The sequence below is a fragment of the Nocardiopsis synnemataformans genome (assembly GCF_965343085.1).
GTDB lineage: Bacteria > Actinomycetota > Actinomycetes > Streptosporangiales > Streptosporangiaceae > Nocardiopsis > Nocardiopsis alborubida.
Map to the genome: position 1 here is coordinate 20277 of NZ_CBDRFA010000044.1, position 23846 is coordinate 44122.

Annotated in this window: 20 protein-coding genes; 7 read left to right on the forward strand and 13 right to left on the reverse strand. The window is 72.0% G+C overall.

Going from position 1 to position 23846, the window contains the following annotated elements:
- Positions 1 to 138: 138 nt before the first annotated feature.
- Positions 139 to 1134 (forward strand): AMP-binding protein, encoded by a 996-nt coding sequence (locus ACSIH6_RS23670; RefSeq protein WP_435110502.1) that lies wholly within the window; start codon positions 139 to 141, stop codon positions 1132 to 1134.
- Between the two features lie 174 nt (positions 1135 to 1308).
- Here the strand turns inward: ACSIH6_RS23670 and ACSIH6_RS23675 are convergent, their stop codons facing one another.
- On the reverse strand, positions 1309 to 1866 hold the full coding sequence (locus ACSIH6_RS23675; protein WP_435110503.1) for an ATP-binding protein: 558 nt from the start codon (positions 1864 to 1866) through the stop codon (positions 1309 to 1311).
- 353 nt (positions 1867 to 2219) lie between these two features.
- Here ACSIH6_RS23675 and ACSIH6_RS23680 point away from each other — a divergent pair, with 353 nt between their 5' ends.
- Positions 2220 to 3179, forward strand: a complete 960-nt coding sequence (locus ACSIH6_RS23680; protein ID WP_435110504.1) for an ATP-binding protein — start codon at positions 2220 to 2222, stop codon at positions 3177 to 3179.
- 18 nt (positions 3180 to 3197) lie between these two features.
- Here ACSIH6_RS23680 and ACSIH6_RS23685 read toward each other — a convergent pair whose 3' ends face one another.
- The 3 genes from ACSIH6_RS23685 to ACSIH6_RS23695 all read right to left on the reverse strand — a co-directional run bounded on the left by ACSIH6_RS23685 (position 3198) and on the right by ACSIH6_RS23695 (position 7153).
- On the reverse strand, positions 3198 to 4421 hold the full coding sequence (locus ACSIH6_RS23685) for a Bcr/CflA family efflux MFS transporter (protein ID WP_435110505.1): 1224 nt from the start codon (positions 4419 to 4421) through the stop codon (positions 3198 to 3200).
- A gap of 157 nt (positions 4422 to 4578) precedes the next feature.
- Complete coding sequence (locus ACSIH6_RS23690; RefSeq protein WP_435110506.1) at positions 4579 to 5421, reverse strand: GNAT family N-acetyltransferase; 843 nt, start codon at positions 5419 to 5421, stop codon at positions 4579 to 4581.
- Between the two features lie 91 nt (positions 5422 to 5512).
- Positions 5513 to 7153 (reverse strand): alpha/beta hydrolase, encoded by a 1641-nt coding sequence (locus tag ACSIH6_RS23695; RefSeq protein ID WP_435110507.1) that lies wholly within the window; start codon positions 7151 to 7153, stop codon positions 5513 to 5515.
- Positions 7154 to 7301: 148 nt separating this feature from the next.
- Here ACSIH6_RS23695 and ACSIH6_RS23700 point away from each other — a divergent pair, with 148 nt between their 5' ends.
- Positions 7302 to 7766 carry an Lrp/AsnC family transcriptional regulator gene (locus ACSIH6_RS23700; RefSeq protein ID WP_013154624.1) on the forward strand — a complete coding sequence of 155 codons (465 nt, stop codon included), beginning with the start codon at positions 7302 to 7304 and terminating at the stop codon, positions 7764 to 7766.
- Positions 7767 to 7879: 113 nt separating this feature from the next.
- Here the strand turns inward: ACSIH6_RS23700 and ACSIH6_RS23705 are convergent, their stop codons facing one another.
- The 3 genes from ACSIH6_RS23705 to ACSIH6_RS23715 form a co-directional block, all read right to left on the reverse strand.
- Positions 7880 to 9589: a flavin monoamine oxidase family protein gene (locus ACSIH6_RS23705; RefSeq protein ID WP_435110508.1), complete on the reverse strand. Its 1710-nt coding sequence runs from the start codon at positions 9587 to 9589 to the stop codon at positions 7880 to 7882.
- A gap of 180 nt (positions 9590 to 9769) precedes the next feature.
- Positions 9770 to 10576: a carbon-nitrogen hydrolase family protein gene (locus ACSIH6_RS23710; RefSeq protein ID WP_435110509.1), complete on the reverse strand. Its 807-nt coding sequence runs from the start codon at positions 10574 to 10576 to the stop codon at positions 9770 to 9772.
- Between the two features lie 236 nt (positions 10577 to 10812).
- The gene (locus tag ACSIH6_RS23715) at positions 10813 to 12297 is read right to left on the reverse strand and encodes an amino acid permease (protein WP_435110510.1); all 1485 of its coding nucleotides are present in this window, start codon (positions 12295 to 12297) and stop codon (positions 10813 to 10815) included.
- A gap of 482 nt (positions 12298 to 12779) precedes the next feature.
- Here ACSIH6_RS23715 and ACSIH6_RS23720 point away from each other — a divergent pair, with 482 nt between their 5' ends.
- Positions 12780 to 13160, forward strand: coding sequence for a type II toxin-antitoxin system RelE/ParE family toxin (locus ACSIH6_RS23720; RefSeq protein ID WP_435110511.1), 381 nt, complete (start codon positions 12780 to 12782; stop codon positions 13158 to 13160).
- 1 nt (position 13161) lies between these two features.
- Positions 13162 to 13479 carry a helix-turn-helix domain-containing protein gene (locus tag ACSIH6_RS23725; protein WP_435110512.1) on the forward strand — a complete coding sequence of 106 codons (318 nt, stop codon included), beginning with the start codon at positions 13162 to 13164 and terminating at the stop codon, positions 13477 to 13479.
- A 293-nt stretch (positions 13480 to 13772) separates the two neighbouring features.
- On the opposite strand, the gene ACSIH6_RS23730 is transcribed toward ACSIH6_RS23725, so the two are convergent.
- The 5 genes from ACSIH6_RS23730 to dxr form a co-directional block, all read right to left on the reverse strand.
- Positions 13773 to 13964 (reverse strand): DUF1918 domain-containing protein, encoded by a 192-nt coding sequence (locus ACSIH6_RS23730; protein WP_435110513.1) that lies wholly within the window; start codon positions 13962 to 13964, stop codon positions 13773 to 13775.
- Between the two features lie 163 nt (positions 13965 to 14127).
- Entirely contained in the window at positions 14128 to 14580 is a 453-nt protein-coding gene (locus ACSIH6_RS23735) for a hypothetical protein (protein ID WP_435110514.1), read from the reverse strand.
- 179 nt (positions 14581 to 14759) lie between these two features.
- On the reverse strand, positions 14760 to 15917 hold the full coding sequence (gene ispG / locus ACSIH6_RS23740; protein WP_435110515.1) for a flavodoxin-dependent (E)-4-hydroxy-3-methylbut-2-enyl-diphosphate synthase: 1158 nt from the start codon (positions 15915 to 15917) through the stop codon (positions 14760 to 14762).
- A 354-nt stretch (positions 15918 to 16271) separates the two neighbouring features.
- Complete coding sequence (locus ACSIH6_RS23745; RefSeq protein WP_435110516.1) at positions 16272 to 17627, reverse strand: M50 family metallopeptidase; 1356 nt, start codon at positions 17625 to 17627, stop codon at positions 16272 to 16274.
- A gap of 21 nt (positions 17628 to 17648) precedes the next feature.
- Positions 17649 to 18869, reverse strand: a complete 1221-nt coding sequence (gene dxr / locus ACSIH6_RS23750; RefSeq protein WP_017568358.1) for a 1-deoxy-D-xylulose-5-phosphate reductoisomerase — start codon at positions 18867 to 18869, stop codon at positions 17649 to 17651.
- Between the two features lie 493 nt (positions 18870 to 19362).
- Between dxr and ACSIH6_RS23755 the strand changes: the two genes are divergently transcribed.
- Entirely contained in the window at positions 19363 to 21048 is a 1686-nt protein-coding gene (locus ACSIH6_RS23755; RefSeq protein ID WP_435110517.1) for a CocE/NonD family hydrolase, read from the forward strand.
- A gap of 162 nt (positions 21049 to 21210) precedes the next feature.
- Positions 21211 to 22266, forward strand: coding sequence for a trypsin-like serine peptidase (locus ACSIH6_RS23760; protein WP_435110518.1), 1056 nt, complete (start codon positions 21211 to 21213; stop codon positions 22264 to 22266).
- Positions 22267 to 22351: 85 nt separating this feature from the next.
- Here ACSIH6_RS23760 and ACSIH6_RS23765 read toward each other — a convergent pair whose 3' ends face one another.
- Positions 22352 to 23776 carry an aldehyde dehydrogenase family protein gene (locus tag ACSIH6_RS23765; RefSeq protein WP_435110519.1) on the reverse strand — a complete coding sequence of 475 codons (1425 nt, stop codon included), beginning with the start codon at positions 23774 to 23776 and terminating at the stop codon, positions 22352 to 22354.
- Between the last annotated feature and the right edge of the window lie 70 nt (positions 23777 to 23846).

A 23846-nucleotide genomic window follows, 5' to 3' on the forward strand; every position in this document is an offset into this window, starting at 1 on the left:
CGCTAGGCTTCAAGCCATGGGACACCATGCTCGTGGCACTGCGGTGGCACGGTCGCTGAGGTCCCGGAAACGGCCGTCGAACACCGGTGTGACACCGGTTTCCGGCGGGCGTCAGCCCCGGGGAGGTCTCCGGGGCCGGTGGGAGACCGCGTCGGCGCGGGGTGCGTCCTGGGGAGGGACACCGCATCCGCCGACCGGTGCGTCGCCGCCGGGTTCGCCACGTGGAGGGGGCGTGACGAGCCCGGGCGGCGGTACCGCCGCCGGATGGGCGAACTGGGGGTACGTATGGGGGTAGGGCTGTCTTCAGGAACCGGACGACCGGGGCGCCACCTGCCGCGCCGGGACGACCCGATCGGATCACTGACCGGGGGCCTGTGCGAACGGCTCCGGCTGCGTCCCGCGCGGGGCGGGTCGATCCGCGGGGTCGGACACCGCGTGGACGCCCTGTCGTTCGCCGCCACGGTGGAGCAGGCCGCGGCGGGGCTCAGCCGCCGGGGCATGTGCTTCGGTGACGTGGTGGGGGTGCTCGCGCCGGTCTCTCCGGACCGGTTCCTGGCCACCTACACGGTGATGGCCGTGGGCGGGCGCGCGCTGCCCCTGTCGACCGCGTCCGACCTGGACACCCAGTGCGCCGTGCTCACCGAGACCGACACCCGCCTGCTGCTGGTCAGCGCGGACATGGCGCAGACGGCGCTGGAGCTGGCGGAGCGCTCGCGGGTGCGGCAGGTGATCGCGTTCGGGCAGGCGCTGGGGACCACGCCCTTCGAGGAGCTGTTGCAGCCCAGCCCCGACGGCAACGGGTACAGCCCGGCGCGCGGCCTGTTCGACAACGGCATCCTGGGCTACGAGGACACCAGCGGGGGGCTCCTGACCACGCTGCACCCGCACAACGACCTCATGGGGCGCTTCTCGGAGCTGCGGGACCTGCTGGAGCTGACCGCCGACGACGTGGTGGCGGTGGACGAGCACGGCGACGAGGCCACACGGGTGACCCTGGTGGCGCTGGCGCTGTGGATCGGGGCCTGCGTGCTGACGGGGGCGGACTGCCCGCCGCCGGAGGGGCGCCAGGTGACGGTGCGCTGCGCGCCCGAGCCGGAACGGATCGCCTACCCGCCGGTCGGCGGGACGTACTGACCCGAGGGCGTGTTCGGGGGACGCGGGCTCGTTGGTGCGGCGGGGGCCATCGGGAATGCGGTGAATCCCGGCGTGAGCTGAGGCTGGTGGTACGGGCGGCGGCCGTCGGAGTGCTGTGCGGCGGGCGGGGAAACCGCGCTGTGGGGGTCCGCTGAGGGATCGCGGTGGTGGTCGCTAGTCGTCGACCGCCAGCTCCGCCTCCGGCCGCTCCTCCTCGCCCCCGGCGGTCTCCCCCGCCTGGTCGTCGATCTCGAACCAGGCGACGTGCGTGGCGTCGCTCCAGTACTCGCCGCTGCGGGTGGCGCAGCTGTCCACGATGAGCTTGCCGCGGCCGAAGTCGTCGCCGTCCTCCCGCGTGTGCTCGCTCTCGCCGTCGCGCGCCCCCTGGTCGGCGATCGCCACGCGCAGGCGCCCGTCGTCGGAGCGGATGAACAGCGTCATGACGCCGCCGCTCTGCCCGGAGCGCGAGTGGAGCAGGGCGTTGGTGGCCAGCTCGCTGACGGCCAGCTCGGCGTCGTCGAGGGAGCCCTCGGAATGGTCCATGCGGGCGAGGAACTCGCGCACGCGGGAGCGGATGGACCGCACCGCGGTCAGGTTCCCGGCGCAGCTCCACACCGTGTGGTCGGTGACCCCTCCAATGAGGTCCCCCGTCTCGATGGTCGGTGCGGTCGGAGCCGGGCCCTCCGACACCTCCGCGGGCACGTATTCCCGGAGTTGCCTCGCCTCAGCCATCCGGTCACTCCAATCACCCGCGACGGACGCGCGGGTTGCGCCGCCTGCACTCACCTTAGACAAGGGTGTGCTGGCTCCAGAACAGCACACCCTTGTTCTCCCTGTCGGGGATTGGCCACAAAACCCTGTCACGTGTCATCCCCGATATGGACAAAGGAAACAGTCCGGACTCCAGGGACACCCATGTGAGGTGTAACACGTTGGCAATACGCGGCGCGACGGGGCCGTTCGACTGACAGCACGGATTGCAGGAACGATAATCGTTACCATACCCGGGTCGCGGTGACCCGCTCCACGGCGGGCGGGCCGCCGCCGCGTGCCCGGCACACACACTCCCGTTCCGAAGGGTTCACATGAAGATCGCGTTCGCGGGCAAGGGCGGCAGCGGTAAGACCACCCTCTCCGCGCTGTTCACCCGCTACCTGGCCGCCCAGCACGTGCCCGTGGTGGCGATCGACGCCGACATCAACCAGAACCTGGGCTCAGCCCTGGGAGCGGCCGAGGAGGACCTGGCCGCCCTGCCGGCGCTGGGCGCGCACCTGGACGGGATCAAGGAGCTGCTGCGCGGGGACAACCCGCGCATCTCCTCGGCGCAGGCGATGATCAAGACCACTCCGCCGGGCCGGGGATCGCGCCTGCTGACGGTGACCGGGGACAACCCGCTGCACGCCCGCTTCGGCGCGTCCGTCCGGGGCGCCACGCTCATGGTCACCGGCCCGTTCGCCGAGTCGGACCTGGGCGTGTCCTGCTACCACTCCAAGGTGGGCGCGGCCGAGATGTACCTCAACCACCTGGTGGACGGGCCCGGGGAGTACGTGGTCGTGGACATGACCGCGGGCGCCGACTCCTTCGCCTCGGGGATGTTCACCCGCTTCGACATGACCTTCCTGGTCGCCGAGCCCACCGTGCGCGGCGTGGGCGTGTACCGGCAGTACGCCGAGTACGCCCGCGACCACGAGGTCGCCATCCGGGTGATCGGCAACAAGGTGCAGGACGAGGCGGACGTGGAGTTCCTGCGCGAGCACGTGGGCGACGCGCTGGCGGGGTGGATGACGCACTCGGGGTTCGTGCGCTCGATGGAGAAGGGCCGCCACCCGGAGCTGGCGGACCTGGAGGAGGACAACGTCAAGACCCTGGCCCTGATGCGGGACATGGCGGACGCCGCACCCAAGGACTGGGAGCGCTTCACCCGGCAGTCGGCCGAGTTCCACCTGCGCAACGCGCGGGCCTGGGGCAACGAGGCCAAGGGCGCGGACCTGGCCGCCCAGCTGGACCCCGGCTTCCTCATGGGCCCGGCGGCGCTCACCGGCTGAGCACCGGGGCGGAGCGGGTCACGGGGCCGGGTCGGCCACGCGTCCGCGCACGCGCGGCGAGGTCAGGGTCAGCAGCACGCCCAGGCCCAGGAGGGAGGTGGTGAACAGGACGGCGCCCATCGGTACGGCGGTGCTCTCGTCCAGCCCCACCAGCGGCGCCACCGCCGCGCCGAGCAGCGGGGGCAGCGCGCCCAGCACGGCGCTGGCGCTGCCCGCCCGCCGCTCCTGGCCGCGCATGGCCAGGGCGAAGGAGCTGGTGAGGATCATCCCCATACACGTCATGTAGACGAAGATCGGCGCCACGAGGGCCACCAGCGGGCCGTCCCACAGCGTCGCCGCGAGCAGCACCCCGGTCGCCGCCACCGCGGCGGAGACCGCGCACACCAGGAGTGCGCGCTCGCCGAACCGGGCGCTGAACCGGCCCACCGCCCAGCTCCCGGCGATGATGGCCGCACCGTTGATCCCGAACAGCACGCCGAAGACCTGCGGCGACACCCCGTACAGGTCCTGGTAGACGAACGGCGTCCCGGCGACGTAGGCGAAGCTGCCGCCGTGCACGAGGCCGACCACCAGGGCGTAGCCGAGGAAGGCGCGGTCCCGGAGCAGCGCCCCCACCGTCCGCAGGGTGCCGCCCACCGTGCCGGGGATGCGCCGCTCCACCGGCAGGGTCTCCTCCAGCCGCAGCGCCACGACCACGACGATCACCGCGCCCAGCAGCGCCAGGGCCAGGAAGACGGCCTCCCAGCCCGCGAAGGACGGCCACAGGATGGCGCCGCCCGCGATCGGCGCCATCAGGGGCGCGACCGCGTTGATCACCATCAGCAGGGCGAAGAACCTGGTCAGCTCGGTGCCGTCGAACACGTCGCGCACGACCGCGCGCGAGAGCACGACCCCGGCCGAGGCGGTGAACCCCTGGAGGAAGCGGGCCAACACGAGCACGGCGATGTTCGGGGCCAGGGCGCACAGCAGCGACGCCAGGACGAACAGGACCAGGCAGGTGAGGAGCGGGCCGCGGCGCCCCCGGGCGTCGCTGATCGGGCCGACCACCACCTGGCCCGCGGCGAGGCCGACCAGGCAGGTGGTCAGGCTGAGCTGCACGTGGGAGGCGCTGGCCCGCAGGTCCGCGGCGATGTCGGGGAAGGCCGGCAGGTACATGTCGATGTTGAGCGGGCCCAGGACGGCGAGCAGGCCGAGGAGGAGGGCCAGGCCCAGGCGTGCCCGGCCGGTGGGGTTGTGCTGCATGGCGCTCTCTCGTGGGTGGCAGAGGGCGCGGGGCGCCACGGACCTGGGACCAGGCTAACCGGCCGCGGCTCCCCCGGAGGCGGCGCGGGGTCGGATCTGACACGGGTCCGTCAGAACGCCTTCGTCGGTGCGGGACGCGGGTCCGGACGCGGCGCGCTCAGAACAGCACCGACATGACCTCGCCGACCTGGCGGAAGCCGACCCGCTGGTAGGCGGCGCGGGCCGGGGTGTTGAAGTCGTTGACGTAGAGGGTGACGCGGGGCGCGATCTCGGCGAGCGCGTACTCGACCACGGCGGCCATCCCCGCCGTGGAGTGGCCCTGTCCGCGCAGGTCCGGGTGCACCCACACGCCCTGGACCTGGCAGGCGTGCCGGGTGACCGCGCCGATCTCGGCCTTGAACACCACGCGCCCGTCCTCGATGCGGGCGAAGGCCCGGCCGGTGCGCACCAGTTCGGCCACCCGGGTCCGGTAGAGCGCGCCGCCGTCGCCGGAGTCCGGCGGGACGCCGACCTCCTCGGTGAACATGGCCACGCAGGCGGGCACGATGGTGTTGAGCTCGGACAGCTGGACCCGGCGCACCAGGGGGTCGGCGGGCACCGAGGGCGGGCCGCTGATCTCCAGGACGGGCTGGCTGGCGCGGATGACGCGGGCGGGCCCCCACGCCGGGGTGACCTGCTGCCAGAAGTCGCTGACCGCGTCGACGGGTCCGACGATCGAGGAGCAGCGGCGTCCCCTCCAGCGGGCGTGGTCGGCGAAGCTGCGGATCGCGGCCGGTCCGGCGTTGACGGGGACGAGGTTGGCCCCCGAGTAGCACAGGGCGGCCAGGCGTCCCCTCTCCACGTGCCCCCACACCTCGGCGCCGTTGGCGCCGCCGGAGAGGCCGGTGGCCATCAGGCGGGAGGTGACGAAGACGTTGCCCACGGGGTCGGCGTCCAGGAGCGCGCGGACGGCCTCCCGGTCGCGTTCTCCGAGGATCCGTACCGGCGAGGTCCGCAGCATCGCATCTCCCCCATCTTCCCAGTGCCCTCGCGCGGGCGCCGGGGGACGACCAACCAAGCCTGTTCGCGCCGGTTCCAGCCTATTCGACCGGTTACTCCGCCGCCCCGGACTCCACGATCGCGCCCACGTGGTGTCCGGGTACCGGGGCGGGGCGCTCCACCATGGTCCCAGGTGCGTTCTGGGCGGTACGCGGCTGGGGTTCGGGGCGTCCCTCGCAGGTGACGTCGGGCCCCTCGCCTCCGGCGCGCGCGGGCAGCTCTCCGTCCCGGAGGTAGGCGGTGACGATCTCGTCCACGCAGTCGTTGCCGGTGAGCGAGACGCCGTGGGTGTGGCCGCCCTCCTCGGTCACCAGGACCGATCCGGGCAGGCGCTCACGCAGGGCGAAGGCGCCCTCGACGGGGGTGGCGCCGTCCTCGGTGGCGTGCACGAGGAGCACGTCGCCCTCGTAGGCGGGGTGCTCGCCGGGGCCGTCGCCGACCTGGAACCAGTCGTCGGATCCGGTGCTCCAGGTCGCGCACGGAGCGTTGTACCAGGTGTTGTGCCAGCCCATGAAGGGCGCCTCGGTGTGGGACTTCTCGGCGTCGGCGTGCCAGATGGACCAGTCCCGGGGCCAGTGGGAGTCGGTGCACTGGACCGCGAGGTAGCCGCCGTAACCGCGGTCGGAGCCCTCGTCCTCACCGTAGGCCTCGTACAGGGCGAGCAGCGGGGCGCTGTCGGATCCGGTGATCCGGGCCGAGAGCGCACCGGCGACCGAGGGCCAGTAGGCGCTGCTGTAGGCGACCACGATGGCGGTGCTCTCCAGTTCGGTGGGGCCGACGGTGCCCTCGGCGGGCTCGTCCGCCAGTTCCGAGCGCAGCGCGTAGTAGGCCTCGGCGACCTGTTCGCCGGTCGTGCCGAGCCCGTAGACGTCGTCGTGGCGGGCGGTCCAGGCGAAGAAGTCGTTCGCCGCGCGGTCCAGTGCGCGGTTCTGGACGAGGTTGCTCTCGTACCAGGGCTTGTCGGGGTTGACGACGCTGTCCAGGACCAGGGAGCGGACGCGGTCGGGGTAGAGCGCGGAGTAGACGGTGCCCAGGTAGCTGCCGTAGGAGTAGCCGAGGTAGTCGATCCGCTCCTGGCCCAGGGCGGCCCGGATGGCGTCCATGTCGTGTGCGGTGTCCACGGTGCGGGTGTGTCCGAGCAGGGGGCCGGTGTTGTCCGCGCAGGCCCGGGCGTAGGCCTGGGCGTCGGCGCGCAGCGCCTCCTCGGCGGCCGCGTCGGCGGGCACGGTGTCGGGGCGCACGGGAGTGAAGTGGTCGGGGTCGCAGGTGATGGACGGGGTGGAGGCGCCCACGCCGCGCGGGTCGAAGGAGACGACGTCGTAGGTCTCGCGGAGTTCCACCGGCATCCGCCAGTGGGTGTAGGAGGCCCACTGGCGTCCTGCGCTGCCGGGGCCTCCGGGGTTGACCAGCAGGGTGTGGCGGGCCTCACCGCTGGCGGGGACCCGCGAGAGCGCGAGTTCGACGGTGTCGTCATGGCCGCCGAGCCGCTCGCCGTCGGCGGTGCGCACGAGGGGGGCGGTGAGGGTGGCGCACTCCAGGTTCTCGTCCGCGACGGGCTGGATGTCCTCGCAGGGGGCCCAGTCGAGTCCCCCCTGATCGATGCGGGTGGTCTGACCGGCCTGCGCGGGGACCGCCGCGACCAGGGAGGCCAGGACCGCCACGGCCGAGACGCTGGCCCAGGTTCGTACTCGCACTCGTCCACTCCCTCACACGGTTCGTTACTCTATGAATTGTTACCACTTCGGAGAGTGATGACCGGATGCGACACGACCCCCAGGGGGACACACCCCGGTAACATGTGCCCTGCCTCAATCAGACGTGGACAGACGGGGACGAAGCGCAATGCGGCTGGATCGTGTCGATGAGCGGATCATCGCGATACTCGGCGCGGACGCGCGGATGAGCTTCGCAGAGATCGGCCAGCGGGTCGGACTGAGCCCCTCGGCGGTCAAGCGCCGCGTGGACCGGCTGGTGGAGTCCGGCGCGGTGCGCGGGTTTACCGTGGTGGTGGAGCCCCAGGCCGTGGGGTGGACCACCGAGGCCTTCATCGAGCTGTACTGCCGGGCCCGCACGTCGCCGGGCGAGATCCGGACGGGGCTCGCGGGCTACGCCGAGATCACCTCCGCGTGCACCGTCACCGGGGAGGCGGACGCCATCGTGCAGGTCCGCGCCCGTGACACCCACCACCTGGAGGAGGTCATCGAGCGGCTGGGCGCCGAGCCGTTCGTGGTGCGGACCAAGAGCACGCTCGTGCTGTCGCGCCTGGTGGACCAGCCCATCCTCGCCGGGACGGCCGACCTGCCCTGAGGCGCCTCCCCGCGGCGGGACCGCGGGGAGGCGCCCGGACAGGAAAGAACTGCGCGAAGCGTCCGTTGAGGGTGGTAGCCCGCCTCCGCGCGGAGCCCCGAAGAGGCCCTGCCTCAGTCCTCGGGGAGGGCGACCGGCGCGAGGTCCTCGAACACGTCGCCGGGGCCCGGGTTGGACGGATCGGTCCCGCCGCCGAAGTGGTGGACCACGCCCCACACGGCGTTGAGCGCGGTCTGTACGGCGCCCTCGGCCCAGCCCGCCGTCCAGGACACGTCGTCCCCTGCCAGGAACAGGCCGCGGTGGCGCTCCTCCAGGTCATCCTGGCGGAAGTGTGTGAACAGGCGGCGCTGGTAGCGGTAGTGGCCCGGCAGGTTGGCCTTGAACGCGCCCATGAAGTAGGGCTCGTCCTCCCACGACACCGTCACCGGGTCACCGGTGATGTGCGAGCGGATGTCCACGCCCGGGTAGATCTTGGACAGCGACGAGAGCATGACCTCCAGGCGCTCGTTGGCCGACAGCGGCAGCCACTTGAGCGAGTCGTCGCACCAGGTGTAGGACATGCAGATCGCCGCCGGGCCGTCCGGGTCGGATCCCTCCAGCAGGTAGGTGCCCCGGGTCATGCGGTCGGTGAGCGTCATGCTCATGGCGTCGCGGCCGGTCTCGGGGTCGCGGTCCCGCCAGAACGCGCGGTCCACCGGCACGAACAGCTTCGAGGACTCCATGTAGTGGGTGCGCTCGATCGCCGTCCAGTGGTCGATGGGCAGCAGGTCCTCGTCGCAGTCGATCTTGGACAGCATCATCCAGCTCTGCGCGGTGAACACGGCCGCCGCGTAGGTCCGGGTGGAGCCCGAGGCGTCGGTGACCGTGATGTTGCCCGCGGAGGAGCCCTTGGCCGCGGTGCGGCGCAGGGCGGTGACGGCCGGGCGCGGGCCGCCCTCGTGCAGCGAGGCCAGGGTGGTGCCCTGCGCCCAGTGCACGAGCTTGTCCGGGGCGTCCTCCCACAGGCGCAGCGGCAGCTGCTCCACACCGCCCACGATGCCCATGTGGTCGTCGTCGGCGCCGGTGTAGGTGACGCGCAGGATCTCCAGGATGGAGTTGGGGAAGTCGGTGTCCCAGCCGCCGGTCCCGAAGCCCACCTGGCCGAAGATCTCGCGGTGGCGGAAGGAGGCGAAGGCCGGGGAGTCGCACAGGAAGCCGTAGAAGGTCTGGTTGTCGAACCGGGCGACCAGCTCGTTCCAGATCTCCTTCTGGGTGGCCGCGTCGCGCTCGCGGATGGCCTTCTGCATGCGGGTGTGCTGGACGCTGTCCAGGGCGGCGTCCCAGGCGCGGGCCACCTCGCGGTAGACCTCGGGCAGGTCGTCGAGGGAGGTGGCGTAGTGGGACTCGCCCTTGAGGTCGACCACGGTGCTGGGGGTGGCCGGGGAGAGCGGGTTGGGGAACGGCGCCGTCTCCAGACCGGTCCGGTCCACGTAGTGCCAGAAGGCGGTGGAGGAGGGCGGGAAGCGCATGGCGCCCATCTCGGCGACCACGTCGTCGGGGCAGCCCGCGAGCTTCTCGGTGCGCAGCCGCCCGCCGATGCGGTCGGCCTCGTACACGACCGGCTTGAGGCCCATCTTCATCAGTTCGTAGGCGGTGACGATCCCCGACAGCCCGCCGCCGATGACGGCGACCTCGGTGCCGTGGCGCTCCGCCGGGACCTGCCCGAGTCCGGCGGGGTGCTCCAGGTAGGCGTCGTAGGCGAACGGGAAGTCCGGCCCGCACATGTTCAGCGGCGTGCTCCGCTCGGGTGCGGCACCGGCGGCCGTGGGCACGGCAGACGTCATTCTCCAACCCCTCCTTCGTGGGTGTGGTCCGGCGGGGACGCCGGTCGGTGTCCGTGCGCGGTGGCACGGGTCGTGGTGGGTGGGTTAACGGCTCGGGTGGGTTCGGGGGCGCGTGCGGGACCGCCTCGGCGCGGGCGTGCGGGGGCCGGGCGACACGGTGCCGCCCGCCTCAGGCGGCGGTCACGCGGTGAGCGTCCGGTACAGGGCCGGGCGGCGGTCGTCCAGGTAGGACTGCTCGCGGCGGGCGCGGGCGAGAGCGTCCGGGTCGACGTCACCGACCAGGAACTCCTCGCCGGAACCGGCCCGCAGCGTCTCGGAGCCGTCGGGCGCGAGCAGGGTGCTCAGTCCCGCGTAGCGCAGGTCGCCCTCGGCGTCGCAGCGGTTCACGTACGCCAGGTGGATCTGGTTCTCCAGGGCGCGCACGGGCACGATCCGCTCGGGCACCTCGGTGAAGGGCAGCATGAGCGCGGTGGGGACGACGAGGAGTTCGGTACCGGCGAGGGCGTGGGCGCGCACGGTCTCGGGGAACTCGACGTCGTAGCAGACCAGCAGGCCGACGCGGATCCCGTCGAGGTCGGTCTGGACCACCGGCTCCGTGCCCGGGGAGAACGCCCCGCGGTCCAGGCCGCCGAACAGGTGGGTCTTGCGGTAGGTCCGGCGGGCGCCGTTGGAGTCCACGAGCTGGACGGCGTTGTACACGGTGCCGTCGGCGCGCTCGGGGAAGCCGTGGACGATGGCGACGCCGGTGTCGGCGGCGATGGCGGCGACCGCCTGGCTGAGGGGGCCGTCGAAGGGTTCGGCGAGCCGGGCCAGGAGGTCGGGGCCCAGGTTGTAGCCGGTCAGGGACATCTCGGGTCCCACGAGCAGGCGGGCTCCGGCGTCGGCGGCGGCTCTGGCTCGGTCGGCCAGCCGGTCGAGGGCGGCGGCGGGGTCCGCGCCGGGTCCGGTGCCCTGGTCAAGGGCCACGCGCAGGGGTCCGCGTGTCACTGCCTCACCTCGCTCTTCTCCGTCGTCTCGGGGCCGCGTCCACTCTAGGTGGGCGAAGGCGCCGAAACAGTGCGCCAGATCCGAGGATTCCCGCGTCTTTCCAGCAGTATGCAGCTGTTTCTTGCGCCTGAGGGTGGATTCGCGCAGGATGCCGTGCGCAGAACCCTCCCGGGAACACGCGAGAGGGCCGGGGGGATTCCCCCGGCCCCCGCACGCGCGGTTCCCGCCCGGTCCGGCTAGGAGCGGACCTCGGTGGCCTCGGGGTCGGTCTCCAGGGCGGAGCGGCGCATGCCGTAGGCGAAGTAGACCGCCACGCCGACGGCGAGCCAGACCAGGAAGGCCGCCCACACGCTCATCGACATGCTGAACATGAGGTAGGCGCAGGCCAGCACGCCCAGGACCGGCGTGACCGGCGCCCCCGGCACGCGGAAGGCGCGCGGCAGGTCGGGCCTGCGGCGGCGCAGCACCAGGACGGCCACGTTGACCAGGGCGAAGGCGAAGAGGGTACCGATGGCGGTGGCGTCGGCGAGCGGCCCGAGCGGGACCAGGGCGGCGAGCACCGCGATGAGCACGGAGGTGATGAGGGTGTTCGTGCGCGGGGTGCCCTTGGCGTCGAGGGTGGAGAAGGCCTTAGGGATGAGCCCGTCGCGCGACATGGCGTAGAGGATGCGGGTCTGGCTGTAGAGCACCACCAGGACCACGCTGGCCAGGGCCAGGACCGCACCGGCGGCGAAGATGACCGCCCACACGGGGGTGCCGGTGACCGAGGTCAGGATGCCCGCGAGGGAGGTCTCGCCGTCGACGAAGCCGGTCCAGTCGAGCGCGCCGACCGCCGCGAAGGCGACCAGGCAGTACAGCGCCGTCACCAGGATCATCGCGAACATGATGGCCCGGGGCAGGTCGCGCTGGGGGTTCTTGGCCTCCTCGCTGGCGGTGGAGACCGAGTCGAAGCCGATGTAGGAGAAGAACAGGGTGGCGCCCGCGGCGCTGACACCGGCCATGCCCATCGGCATGAACGGGGCGAAGTTGCCGTCCTGGACGGCGGTGATCGCGATGACCACGAACATCACCAGGATGGCGACCTTGACGGCGACCATGACGGCGTTGACGCGGCTGCTCTCGCGGACACCGGCGAGCAGGGCGAACATGGACAGCAGGACCACGACGGCGGCGGGCAGGTTGATCACGCCGCCCTCCATGGGACCGGCGAGCACCGCGCCCGGCAGGGACAGGCCGGTGGTGAGCTGGAGGAGTTCGTTGATGTACTCGCCCCAGCCGACGCCGACCGCGGCGACCGACACCCCGTAGGTGAGCATGAGGCACCAGCCGCACACCCAGGCCATGAACTCGCCGATGGTGGCGTAGCTGTAGGAGTAGGCGGAGCCGGAGGCGGGGATCATCCCGGCCATCTCGGCGTAGGCCAGCGCGGAGAACAGCGCGGTGATCCCGGCGAGCACGAACGAGACGATGACGGCTGGTCCGGCGACGGGGACGGCCTCGCCCAGCACGACGAAGATGCCGGTGCCCAGGGTGGCGCCGATGCCGATCATGGACAGCTGCCAGAAGCCCATGTGCCGCTGGAGGCCGCTGCCCTCGGAGTCCTGGGTCTCGGCGACGAGCCTCTCGATCGGCTTGCGCCTGGTGAGGCGCTGCCTCAGCGCGGGCGCACCGCCCGGGCCTGCGGCCCCGCGGGTGCCCGCCGGGCTCTTCTGGTCCACCACGTGTTTACTCCTCGTTCATGTACGTGGGCACACCGCTCCCCCGAGGGAGGCGCGGAGGGGGGTGGGGCCCGACCGCCGCGCATCCGGGCGACCCGAAGCCCTCAGCAACGGTAGCCGCGTTATCTACGTAACATGACCCACATTCGTTGCGTCTGTCCGGTTGAAGCGGCGGGATCGTGCGTGACCGCGCAAGGAAACGCACGCCCCCGTGAGGAATGCCACATAAAATCACCCTGGGTGACCGCCGCCACTTCGGACAGCGAACAGGCTGGTCAGGAGGCGCGCGGCGGAGCCCCGGGCACGACGAAGGGCCGGAACCGTCCGTGTGCGGACGCGTGCCGGCCCTCGTGACCAGCCCCCCGGCCGATGAAGAGCAGAGTGAGCCCGCAGGCTCCCAGAGTGCTGCTCGTGGCCCGCGTCTCGCCGTCAAGGCCACTTTTCCAGCGAGTAGAACCTTCACAACATAGAACGCTTATAGCATAATGAGTGTGTCTTGGAACGTAATCCTGCTGGATGAGGTGGATGCTTGGCTACTGAACCTGGCAAAGGAAGAACCCGATCTGGCTGATCGTGTGGTCGCCGCCGTCAACCGCCTGGAGACGGCGGGCCCCACCCTGGGCCGCCCCTTGGTCGACTGCATCAAGGGCTCAACCGTCCACAACATGAAGGAACTGCGCCCCAGAACATCGGGGATGACGGCCGTGCGCATTCTGTTCGTCTTCGATCCGGCGAGACAGGCCGTGTTGCTGGTCGCTGGTGACAAGGCCGGCCTATGGCAACGGTGGTACGAGGAGAACGTTCCGCTGGCCGAGGAACGCTATCAGCGGTGGTTGGACGGCGGGTACGGCGTGGAGAGAGGTTGACATGGCAAGAAGCTGGAAGGACGTCAGAGCCGAGGTGGTCGAGTCAGCAGGACTCGACGAGGAACGGATCTCCGCATTGGAGACCGAACTCCGAAACGAAGAACGTGCTTATCGACTCGCGGAGATCCGCAGGGAGCACGGACTGGATCAGACCGCCCTCGCCCAGAAGCTGGGCGTGTCCCAGTCCCGGGTTTCCCGAATCGAGCGCGGAGAACTCGACCGCGCCGAGATCGCCACCATTCGGAGCTACGTCGAGGCCCTGGGGGGAACGATGGAAATCGTGGCGAGATTCGGGGACGAGGCACTCACCGTGAGCTGAGGCCCCGAGGAGTGTGAGTGGCGGGGCGCCCCCCGATCCACATTCGTTGCATCTGACCAGTTGGCGCGACTGGATCGTGTGTACCCGCACAAGGAGCGCACGCTCCTGTGATTGATACCGCGCAAACTCACCCTGGGTGACCGCCGCCACTTCGGACAGCGAACAGGCTGGTCAGGAGGCGCGCGGCGGAGCCCCGGGCACGACGAAGGGCCGGAACCGTCCGTGTGCGGACGCGTTCCGGCCCTCGTGACCAGTTCCCCGTCCGGTGCGCACAGGCCCTGCGGCCGGTCCCGTTACTCCGGCGCCGCGGGCTCGACCACGGCGTCCGGACCCGGGTAGACGAGGCTCTCGTGACCGTCGGAGAAGCGCACCACGTAGGGCGGGCTGCCGTCGGAGCCGCGGACCTCGATGATCTCCCCCGCCCGGTCCTCCATTCCCACGGTCTTCCCCCTGACGTGGATCCGGTCCCCCACACTCGCATGCATCGGCAGGCCCTCCCGTTTCTCGCTTGCTCGTCCTCGCGTCACCGCCGACCGACGGAACAGGATGTTTCTTTCCCGCTCCCACCTGCGCAAACAACGCTCCCCTTTCGCCAGGAAAGGGGAGAAGGGGGTCAGTGTGGAGCGTTCCCGCAGCCGGGATCGGTGGTCAGGCGACGCCGCCGTCCGGCGTCCGGGGGGCCCGGGACCGGGCCAGGGCCGACAGGGCGGCCTCCAGCGCGCGCCAGTCGGCCTTGTTCGCCATCCACCGCCGCACCGGGACGGGGGTGCGCGTCCCGTCGGCGGCCACGTGCACGAGGCCCGCGCGCTCGGCGGCGAAGCGCTCCCCCCGTTCGGCCGTGACTCCCTTGGTGAGCGGGCCGAACCTTCCGGGACCGGAGACGGACGACCACCCTGCCCCGATCTCGGGATCGAACCAGAAGTAGGTCCTGGTCAGCTGCACGGCGCCCACGACGGTGACGACGACACCGATGAGCAGGCTCATGGTGGGCTCCCCCAGCCCCAGCAGCCACACACCGAGGACGAGGTTGAGCAGACCGAGTGCGAGGAGGAGGACTCCGACGACCGGAGTGAAACGCACCTTGATCCGTGAGGGAGGCATGAGGGCTCCTGAGGGGGTGTCGTTCCGGCTGTTGCCGGTCCCATCATGGCCGCTGGGCGCGCGGAGCACAACGGAGAGCGACGGCTCCGTCGCGCTGCCGTGGGGGGGCGCACCGCACACGCGAACGGCCGCGCCGCTCCCGGGAGGGGCGGCGCGGCCGTCGAGGGCGGCGGGGCGGGTCAGCCGGCCACGGAGACCGTGGGCGCGCCCGACTCGGCGCCGGACTCGCCCATCTCCTCGGCGATGCGCATGGCCTCCTCGATGAGGGTCTCCACGATCTGGGACTCGGGCACGGTCTTGACGACCTCGCCCTTGACGAAGATCTGGCCCTTGCCGTTGCCGGAGGCCACGCCCAGGTCGGCGTCGCGGGCCTCGCCGGGACCGTTGACGACACAGCCCATGACGGCCACGCGCAGCGGCACCTCCATGCCCTCCAGACCCGCGGTGACCTCCTCGGCGAGCGTGTACACGTCCACCTGGGCCCGGCCGCAGCTGGGGCAGGAGACGATCTCCAGACCGCGCTCACGCAGCCCGAGCGACTCCAGGATCTGGTTGCCGACCTTGACCTCCTCCGCGGGGGGCGCGGACAGGGACACGCGGATGGTGTCGCCGATGCCCTCCGAGAGCAGCGCGCCGAAGGCCACGGCGGACTTGATGGTGCCCTGGAAGGCGGGACCGGCCTCGGTCACGCCCAGGTGCAGCGGGTAGTCGCAGGCCGCGGCGAGCTGGCGGTAGGCGTTGACCATGACCACGGGGTCGTTGTGCTTGACCGAGATCTTGATGTCGCGGAAGCCGTGCTCCTCGAACAGCGAGCACTCCCACAGCGCCGACTCCACCAGCGCCTCCGGGGTGGCCTTGCCGTACTTCTCCAACAGGCGCTTGTCCAGCGAACCGGCGTTGACGCCGATGCGGATCGGCGTCCCGGCCTCACCGGCCGCCTTGGCGATCTCGGCGACCTTGTCGTCGAACTTCTTGATGTTGCCCGGGTTGACCCGCACGGCCGCGCATCCGGCGTCGATCGCCTGGAACACGTACTTGGGCTGGAAGTGGATGTCGGCGATCACCGGGATCTGCGACTTCTTGGCGATGATCGCCAGGGCGTCGGCGTCGTCGTTGGTGGGCACGGCCACGCGGACGATCTGGCAGCCCGCGGCGGTCAGCTCCGCGATCTGCTGGAGGGTCGCGTTGATGTCGGAGGTACGGGTGGTCGTCATCGACTGCACGGACACCGGGGCGTCCCCACCGACGGGGACGTTCCCGACCATGATCTGCCGCGTCTTGCGCCGGGTCGCGAGCGGGCGCGGCGGTGCGGCGGGAATACCGAGATCGACGGTCACGCTTGATTCACCTCGTCTGCCGCCGGAGAGGGGGCGGCACTTGATTCGTCCGTTACGGGAATGGGTGTCCGGCGCAGCGCGCGGGTCCGCGTCCGGGGATCACCGTGTTCGGCGGCCTTGGCTACGCCGTCGTTCCCGGATCGCGCCCCCAGGTTACCCGTACCCGGGGGCCTGCCCGGCACGGGATGCGGACCAGGCGTACCAGGGTGAACGCCCGGCGCCGCGGGGGTGTCCACCGCCGGTCGCGCGGTCACCGGAGCGGTGGCGAAGAGCGGTCCCGGTACACGGCCCCGGCTCGCCGGACCGACCGGAGGGGCCCTCGTCCCGGCGGCCGGAAGGCCGCCGGAACGGGCGTCAGCCGAAGAGTCTGACCGGGTTGAACAGGTCGGCCACGAGCAGGACCACGCTGAACACCAGGAAGCAGGCCACGACCACGTAGGCCACCGGTGTCAGCATCGCCACGTCCACCGGCGCCGGTTCGGGCCGTCGGAACGCTCTGGCCCAGCCGCGCTTGATCCACTCCCAGATGGCACCGGCCATGTGCCCGCCGTCCAGCGGCAGGATCGGCACCAGGTTGAAGGCGAACAGGAAGAGGTTCACCCCGGCCAGAATCTGGATCATGATCGCGGCGGTGTCGGCCACGGGGAGCCCCTGCGCCATGATCTCACCGCCGATGCGGGAGATGCCGACGATGCCCACCGGGGAGTCCTGCGTGCGCTGCTCGCCCAGGAAGGCGGCGGCGAACACGTCGGGCACCTTGCTGGGCAGGGCGATGAGGGCCTCGCCGACGCCGATCATCATGCCGCCCATCTCGGCGGCCGACTCGGCGAGGGTGAGCGGGGCGCGCTCGGTGGCGAAGACGATGCCGAGGAAGCCCACGACCTCGGTCTCGTAGACGCGGTAGCCCTGCTCGTCGTAGACCGGCTCGCCGTCGGCGTCGGTCTCGTAGACGAACTCGCCCTCGGCGTCGCGGGCCTGGAGTTCGTTCTCGACGATGTCGACGTCCAGCGGCAGCCGCTCGCCGTCGCGCTCGACCACGATCTCGGTGCTGCCCAGGGACTCGCGGATCTGCCGGTTGGCGGTGCTCCAGTCCGGGGTGGGCTCACCGCCGACGGAGACGATGACGTCGCCGGGCAGCATCCCGGCCTCGGCGGCGGGCGTGGGCGGGGCGTCCTCGCAGTCGGTGACGGAGCTGCCCGCGGGAACCACGCACTCGCTGACCTGGCCGATCTGGGTGGTGCTCTGCGGCACCCCGATGCCCATGAACAGCACGGCGAGCAGGATCGCGGCCAGGATGACGTTCATGCCGGGCCCGGCGAACATCACGATGAGGCGCTTCCACGGCGCCCGCTGGTAGAACTGCCGGTCCTGGTCCTCGGGGGAGAGCTCGACGTAGGACGCCTCCCGGGCGTCCTCGGCCATGGCCCGCCAGCGCGAGAGCCTGCGGGAGCTGCCGTCGGCGGCCTGTCGCGAGGGCGGGAGCATGCCGACCATGCGCACGAATCCGCCCAGCGGCACCGCCTTGATGCCGTACTCGGTCTCGCCCCTGCGGACGGACCACAGGGTCTTACCGAAGCCCACCATGAACTCGGTGCACTTGATCCCGAACATCTTGGCCGTGGACATGTGTCCCAGCTCGTGCCAGGCGATCGAGAACAGCAGGCCGAAGACGAACAGGACGATCCCGACCACGGTCATCAGGGCGACCATGCATCTCTCCTCAGGGCGGTGTCAGGCCTGGCGCGCGAGCAGCTCGCGCGCACGCGTGCGGGCCCAGGTGTCAGCGGCGTACACGTCGTCCAGGCTCAGGTGTCCTCTGTGGGAGGACGCTCCCCCGGTACGTTCTGTTCGCTGGTGCTCCGAGACTACCTGGGAGACGGTGTCCATGATGGCCGGGAACGCGAGGTTTCCACGGAGGAAGGCGTCGACCGCCTCCTCGTTGGCCGCGTTGTAGACCGCGGGCGCGGTCCCGCCCGCGGCACCGACCTCGCACGCCAGGCGGACCGCGGGGAAGGCCTCGTGGTCCAGGGGCTCGAAGGTCCAGGTGTGGGCGCGGGTCCAGTCCATGCCGGGCGCGGCGTCGGGCACGCGGTCGGGCGCGCCGAGCCCGTAGGCGATGGGGATCATCATGCTGGGCGGACTGGCCTTGGCGATCGTGGAGCCGTCCACGTACTCGACCATGGAGTGGACGACCGACTGCGGGTGGACGACCACGTCGATCCGGTCGAAGGGCACGTCGAACAGCAGGTTGGCCTCGATGACCTCCAGCCCCTTGTTGACCAGGGTGGCGGAGTTGACGGTGATGACCGGTCCCATGCTCCACGTGGGGTGGTTGAGGGCGTCGGCGGGGGTGACGGAGGCCAGTTCGTCGCGGCCGCGGCCGCGGAAGGGGCCTCCGCTGGCGGTGACGACCAGGCGGCGCACCTCGTCGCGGCGGGCGTGGACGTGGCCCTGCGCGGGGCTGGCGAGTTCGCCCTCGGGCAGGTGGGGGAAGCACTGGGCGATGGCGAAGTGCTCGGAGTCGACCGGGATGATCTGGCCCGGCCGGGCGAGTCCGCGCACGAGCGGCCCGCCGATGATGAGGGACTCCTTGTTGGCCAGGGCGAGGGTGCGCCCGGCGCGCAGCGCGGCGAGGGTGGACTCCAGGCCCAGGGCGCCGGTGATGCCGTTGAGGACCACGTCGCACTCGCTTCCGGCCAGCTCCGCGACCCCCTCGGGCCCGGCCAGGACGGTGGCGCGGCTGCCGTGCCCGGCGAGGGCGCGCGCGAGCTCGGCCGCGCGGTCGGGGTCGGCGACGGCGACCAGCGGGACGTCGAGCTCGGCCGCCTGCTTGGCGAGCAGGTCCACGCGCCCGCCGCCCGCGGCCAGGCCCACCACGCGGAAACGTCGGGGGTTGCGCTGGACGATGTCGATGGCCTGGGTCCCGATCGAACCGGTGGAACCGAGGATCACTGCTGTTCGCTGTTCTTCTCGCACGCTCCCCATTGTTCCGCAGTCCGCCGAGGGGAGTGCGGGGGCTGTGGACAAGCCCCGGAGGTCGGGGCGGAGCGTGCTCCGGGGTCCGCCGAAGGGGGTGGGGGGAACCGGTCAGGGTGACGCGCACGCGGGGGAACGCCCCTACCGCACGGGCGGGCGCGGGCCGCCCACCCGGTGAGAGGAGGTCCGCCCGCGCGATGAGGCGAGGCCCGTGGCACCTTCCTGCGGGGTCAGCGGGATCGTGCGTCACCGGGTCTTTACAACCGGTGCCCGGTGACCTAACTTAACCGGTGAGTAAGTTACCCCCCAGTTAGGACAGCCCGGTGGAACCACCGGGCAGGACGACCCCCGTGAGGCGCCCCCGGACGCCTCCGCCGGGACCCCCGGGTTCCGGCCTCCCCGATGGCGAGACGGCGCGACGACCCATCGGTCACCCCCACCCCGCCAGTCCCCCTGAGGTTCCCCCGTCATGCGCCCTGCCAGAACTCCCTTCCTCCCCGCGCCCTCCGAGGGCGGACCGACCCCGAGCGCTTCCGGACTCCGCGCCGTCGCGCGCCTCCTCCCCCGCCTGCTGTCCCTCGCGCTGGCTGCCGTGCTCGCCGCCGCGGTCCTCTCCCCCGTCCCGGCCTCGGCCGCGGTCGGCGCCAGCATCGGCTACGAGACCATCGTCAGCCACGACGGCACCGAGCTGAGGGCCAAGGTCATCACCCCCACCGGGGTCGAGGGCCCGCACCCGCTGCTGGTCATGCCCTCCGCCTGGGGCACGCCCCACCTCCTCTACGTGGGCGCCGCCGCCAGGCTGGCGCACGAGTCCGGCTACCAGGTCGTGGCCTACACCTCGCGCGGCTTCTGGGACTCGGGCGGCGGGATCGGGGTGGCCGGTCCCGAGGACCGCGCCGACGCCAGCGCCGTCATCGACTGGGCGCTGGAGAACACCGACGCCGACCCCGACCGCATCGGCATGGCCGGGATCTCCTACGGGGGCGGCATCAGCCTGCTGACCGCCGCCGAGGACGAGCGGATCCGCGCCGTGGCCTCGCTGAGCGGCTGGGCCGACCTGGCCGTCTCCCTGTACCCCAACGAGACCGTCGACGCGCAGTCGGCCGAGCTGCTCCTGCTGGCGGGCAACCTCACCGGCACCCCCGGCGAGGAGCTGGCCGGGATCGAGGCCGCCTACCGGCGCGGCGACATCCAGCCCGCCCTGGACGTGGCCCCGGACCGGTCGGCGGCCACCAAGGTGGACGCCATCAACGCCAACGGCACGGCCGTGATGATGGCGCACGCCTGGAACGACGGCATCTTCCCCGTCGGCCACATCACCGACTTCTACGAGGAACTGGAGGTCCCCAAGCGGCTCATGCTCACCCCGGGCGACCACGCCACGCAGGAGCTGTTCGGCGCGGCCGGACTGCCCAACGAGGTGTGGGAGGCCCTGGGCGACTGGTTCGACCACCACCTGCGCGGCCAGGCCAACGAGGTGGACGCCGAGGGACCCGTGCACGTCAGGCCCAACAACGGGCGCGGCGACTGGTCCACGCACCCCGACTGGCCGTCGGTGACCGCGAGCACCGACCGGTACCACCTGGCCCAGCCGAGCACCGACTGGTTCCGCTGGCAGAGCAGCGGCGCCATGGAGCCCGAACCCTCCACCGGCTGGAGCTACCGCTTCCGGACGGGGATCGGCACACCGGCCGAGAGCGGCACGGTGATGGTCTCCGGCGCCCTCCAGCAGTTCTTCGACATCCCGACCGGGGTGCTGCTGCCGACGGTGGACCGCTACCGGGCCGCCGTGTGGACCAGTCCCGCCTACCCCGAGGGGGCGCGTGTGGCGGGAACGCCGGAGGTCTCCCTCACGTTCACGCCGACCGCTCCGGACCAGTCGGTGTACGTGTACCTGTACGCGATCGACGGGCGGGGGACGGGTTCCCTGCTCTCGCACACGCCCTACACCATGCGCGGGGCCACGCCCGGTGAACCGGTCACGGTGGACACGGAGCTGGCGCCGGTGGTGTGGGACGTGCCCGCGGGGCACCGCCTGGCCGTGGTGGTGGACAGCATGGACGCGCGCTACCAGGACGAGAGCGACGTCGGGGACCGGGTGAGCGTGACCTCCCCCGAGGAGGCCCCCGCCCAGGTCACGGTGCCGCTCGCCTGACGGGTACCCGGAACGGCGCGGTCTCCCGCGGCGTCGGTCCGGGCACCCTCCGACCGCCTCCGGCACGCCCCCGCGCCGGAGGCGGTCCCTTCTTCCCCTGCCGCGCGCGACACAAACACAAAGTAGCAACTCGACTACTTAAAGTGTGCGAGGATGCTCGTCATGACCTCGTCCACCGCACACAGGATCCTCGCCCCCCTCGCCGCCGCGACGGTCGCCGCCGGGGGTCTCTTCCTCGCCGAGCAGCTTCCCGCGCCCGCGTCCGCCGTCACCCAGGCCATCCACTCCCCCGCGGTTCCCGCGCAGGAGGACCGCGAGGCCCTGGCGCGCGTGGCGGGGCTCTCCCACCAGAGCGCCGCCGTGACCGGTGACCAGCACCAGGCCGTGCTGGACTACTGGACCGAGGAGCGTATGGCCGCCGCCGAGCCCATCACCAGCATGCTGGAGGACGTCCTCCTGCCCGCTGAGAGCGCGGCCGCGCCGGACGAGGGCGTCGAGCACCAGGCCGCGCCGCGCCCCGACAGCCGGGGCGAGCGCTGGACCTCGGGCGGACTGGTCACCAGGACCACCGGCAAGGTCTACCTGACCATGGACGGGCGCGACTTCACGTGCTCGGCGTCGGTGGTGGACGCGGCGAACCGGAGCACCGTGGTCACCGCCGGGCACTGCGCCAAGGACGGCCAGGGCTCGTGGGCGCGCAACTGGACCTTCGTGCCCGGCCACGCGGACGGGGAGAGCCCCTACGGGCGGTTCACCGCCAGCGACCTGCTGGTGGCGCCCGAGTGGTCCCGCGAGGCCGACGACAGCTACGACTTCGCCATGGTGGTGCTCAACCCCGACGGGGGCACCACCGTCCAGGAGCGGGTGGGCTCCCAGCGGATCGCGTTCGGCACCTGGACCGAGGACAAGGTGCGCGAGGGGGTGCAGGTGTACACGTTCGGCTATCCGTCGGCGTCCCCGTACGAGGGCAGGCACCTGCACTACTGTTCGGGCCGCACCGAGCCCGACACCGGCGGCACCACGGCCAACGGGGTGCGCTGCTCCATGACGCAGGGCTCCAGCGGCGGCCCCTGGTTCACCGGTTTCGACACCGGTACCGGCCGGGGGACGATCACCTCGGTGGTCAGCTTCAAGTACGCCGACGACCGCAGCGTCCAGTACGGCCCCCGGCTCGGCCAGGAGGCGCGCGACCTGTACGAGCAGGCCGCCCAGCTGTAGGGGCCCGCGGAGCGAGCGGTGTCCCCCCGGCCCCCGTGGCGGGGGGACACCGCTCGTCGCGGACGCGGGGCGGGCCCCGGCGGTCCTACAGATCGATTCCGGTCAGGACCAGGACCCGCTCGTAGGACAGGTCGGTCATGGCGGCGCGCACGCCCTCCTTGCCCACGCCCGACCCCTTGACGCCGCCGTAGGGCATCTGGTCGGCGCGGAACGTGGGCACGTCGCCGATGACCACGCCGCCCACCTCCAGCTCGCGGTGGGCGCGGAACGCGGTGGGCAGGTCGCGGGTGAACACGCCCGCCTGGAGCCCGAAGTCGCTGTCGTTGACCGCGGCGAAGGCGGCGTCGGTGTCGGCCGTGCGCTGGAGGACCAGCACCGGGCCGAAGACCTCCTGGCGCACCACCCGCGAGTCGTCCGGGGCCTCGGCGAGCACGGTCGGCGCCACGGTGACGCCGTCGCGCGTGCCGCCGGTGAGGAGCTTGGCCCCGGCGGTGACGGCCTCGTCGATCCAGGAGGCCACGCGCTCGGCCGCGGCCGCGTCCACGAGCGGGCCCACGTCGGTGGCCGGGTCGGCGGGGTCGCCCACGCCGAGGGCCTCCACCCGCTCCACCAGGCGCGACACGAACTCGTCGTACACGGCGTCCTCGACGATGACGCGCTGCACGCCGATGCACACCTGCCCGGCCTGGTTGTTGCCGAACAGGGCCACCCGCTGGGCCGCCCAGTCCAGGTCGGCGTCGGCGAGTACCACGGCTGCGGCGTTGCCGCCCAGTTCCAGGGTGACGTGCTTGTGCGGGGCCAGGCGGGGCAGCTGCCAGCCGAAGGCGCCGCCGGTGAAGGAGATGACGGGCAGGCGCTCGTCGGTGATGAGGGAGGCGGCGCGGTCGTTGGGCATCGGCAGCACCGACACCATGCCGCCGGGCAGATCCGTCTCGGCGATGATCTCGCCCAGGATCAGGGCGGTCATCGGGGTGGCGGGGGCGGGCTTGAGGAGGATCGGCGCTCCGACGGCGATGGCCGGGGCGACCTTGTGGGCGACGAGGTTGAGGGGGAAGTTGAACGGCGAGATGCCCAGGACCGGCCCCTTGGGGACGCGGCGGACCAGGGCCATGCGGCCGGTGCCGCCCGGGTCGGTGTCCAGGCGCTGGAGCTCACCGCTGTCGCGGCGGGCCTCCTCCGCGGCCCAGCGGAACACGGACACTGCGCGTCCGGCCTCGGCGCGGGCCCACTTGATCGGCTTGCCGCTCTCGGCGGTGATGGTGCGGGCGATCTCCTCGGCGCGCTCGCCGACGCGCCGGGAGACGTGGTCGAGGGCGTCGGCCCGCACGTGGGCGGGCAGGGCGGCGGCCTCGGCGGCGACCGCGTGCGCCGCGGCCACGGCCTCCTCGATCTGCTCGGCGGTGGGCACGGAGACGGTACCCGCGTCCTCGCCGGTGTAGGGGTTGACGACGGTGATCTCGGTGTCGCCGGTCGCGGCGGTGCCGGCCAGCCAGAACGGACGCGTAGACATGCCCGTGACGCTAGTGCCCCGTTCTCCCGGTATGCCTTGTCCACGGTTGCCAACCCGAGCACAGGAGTTG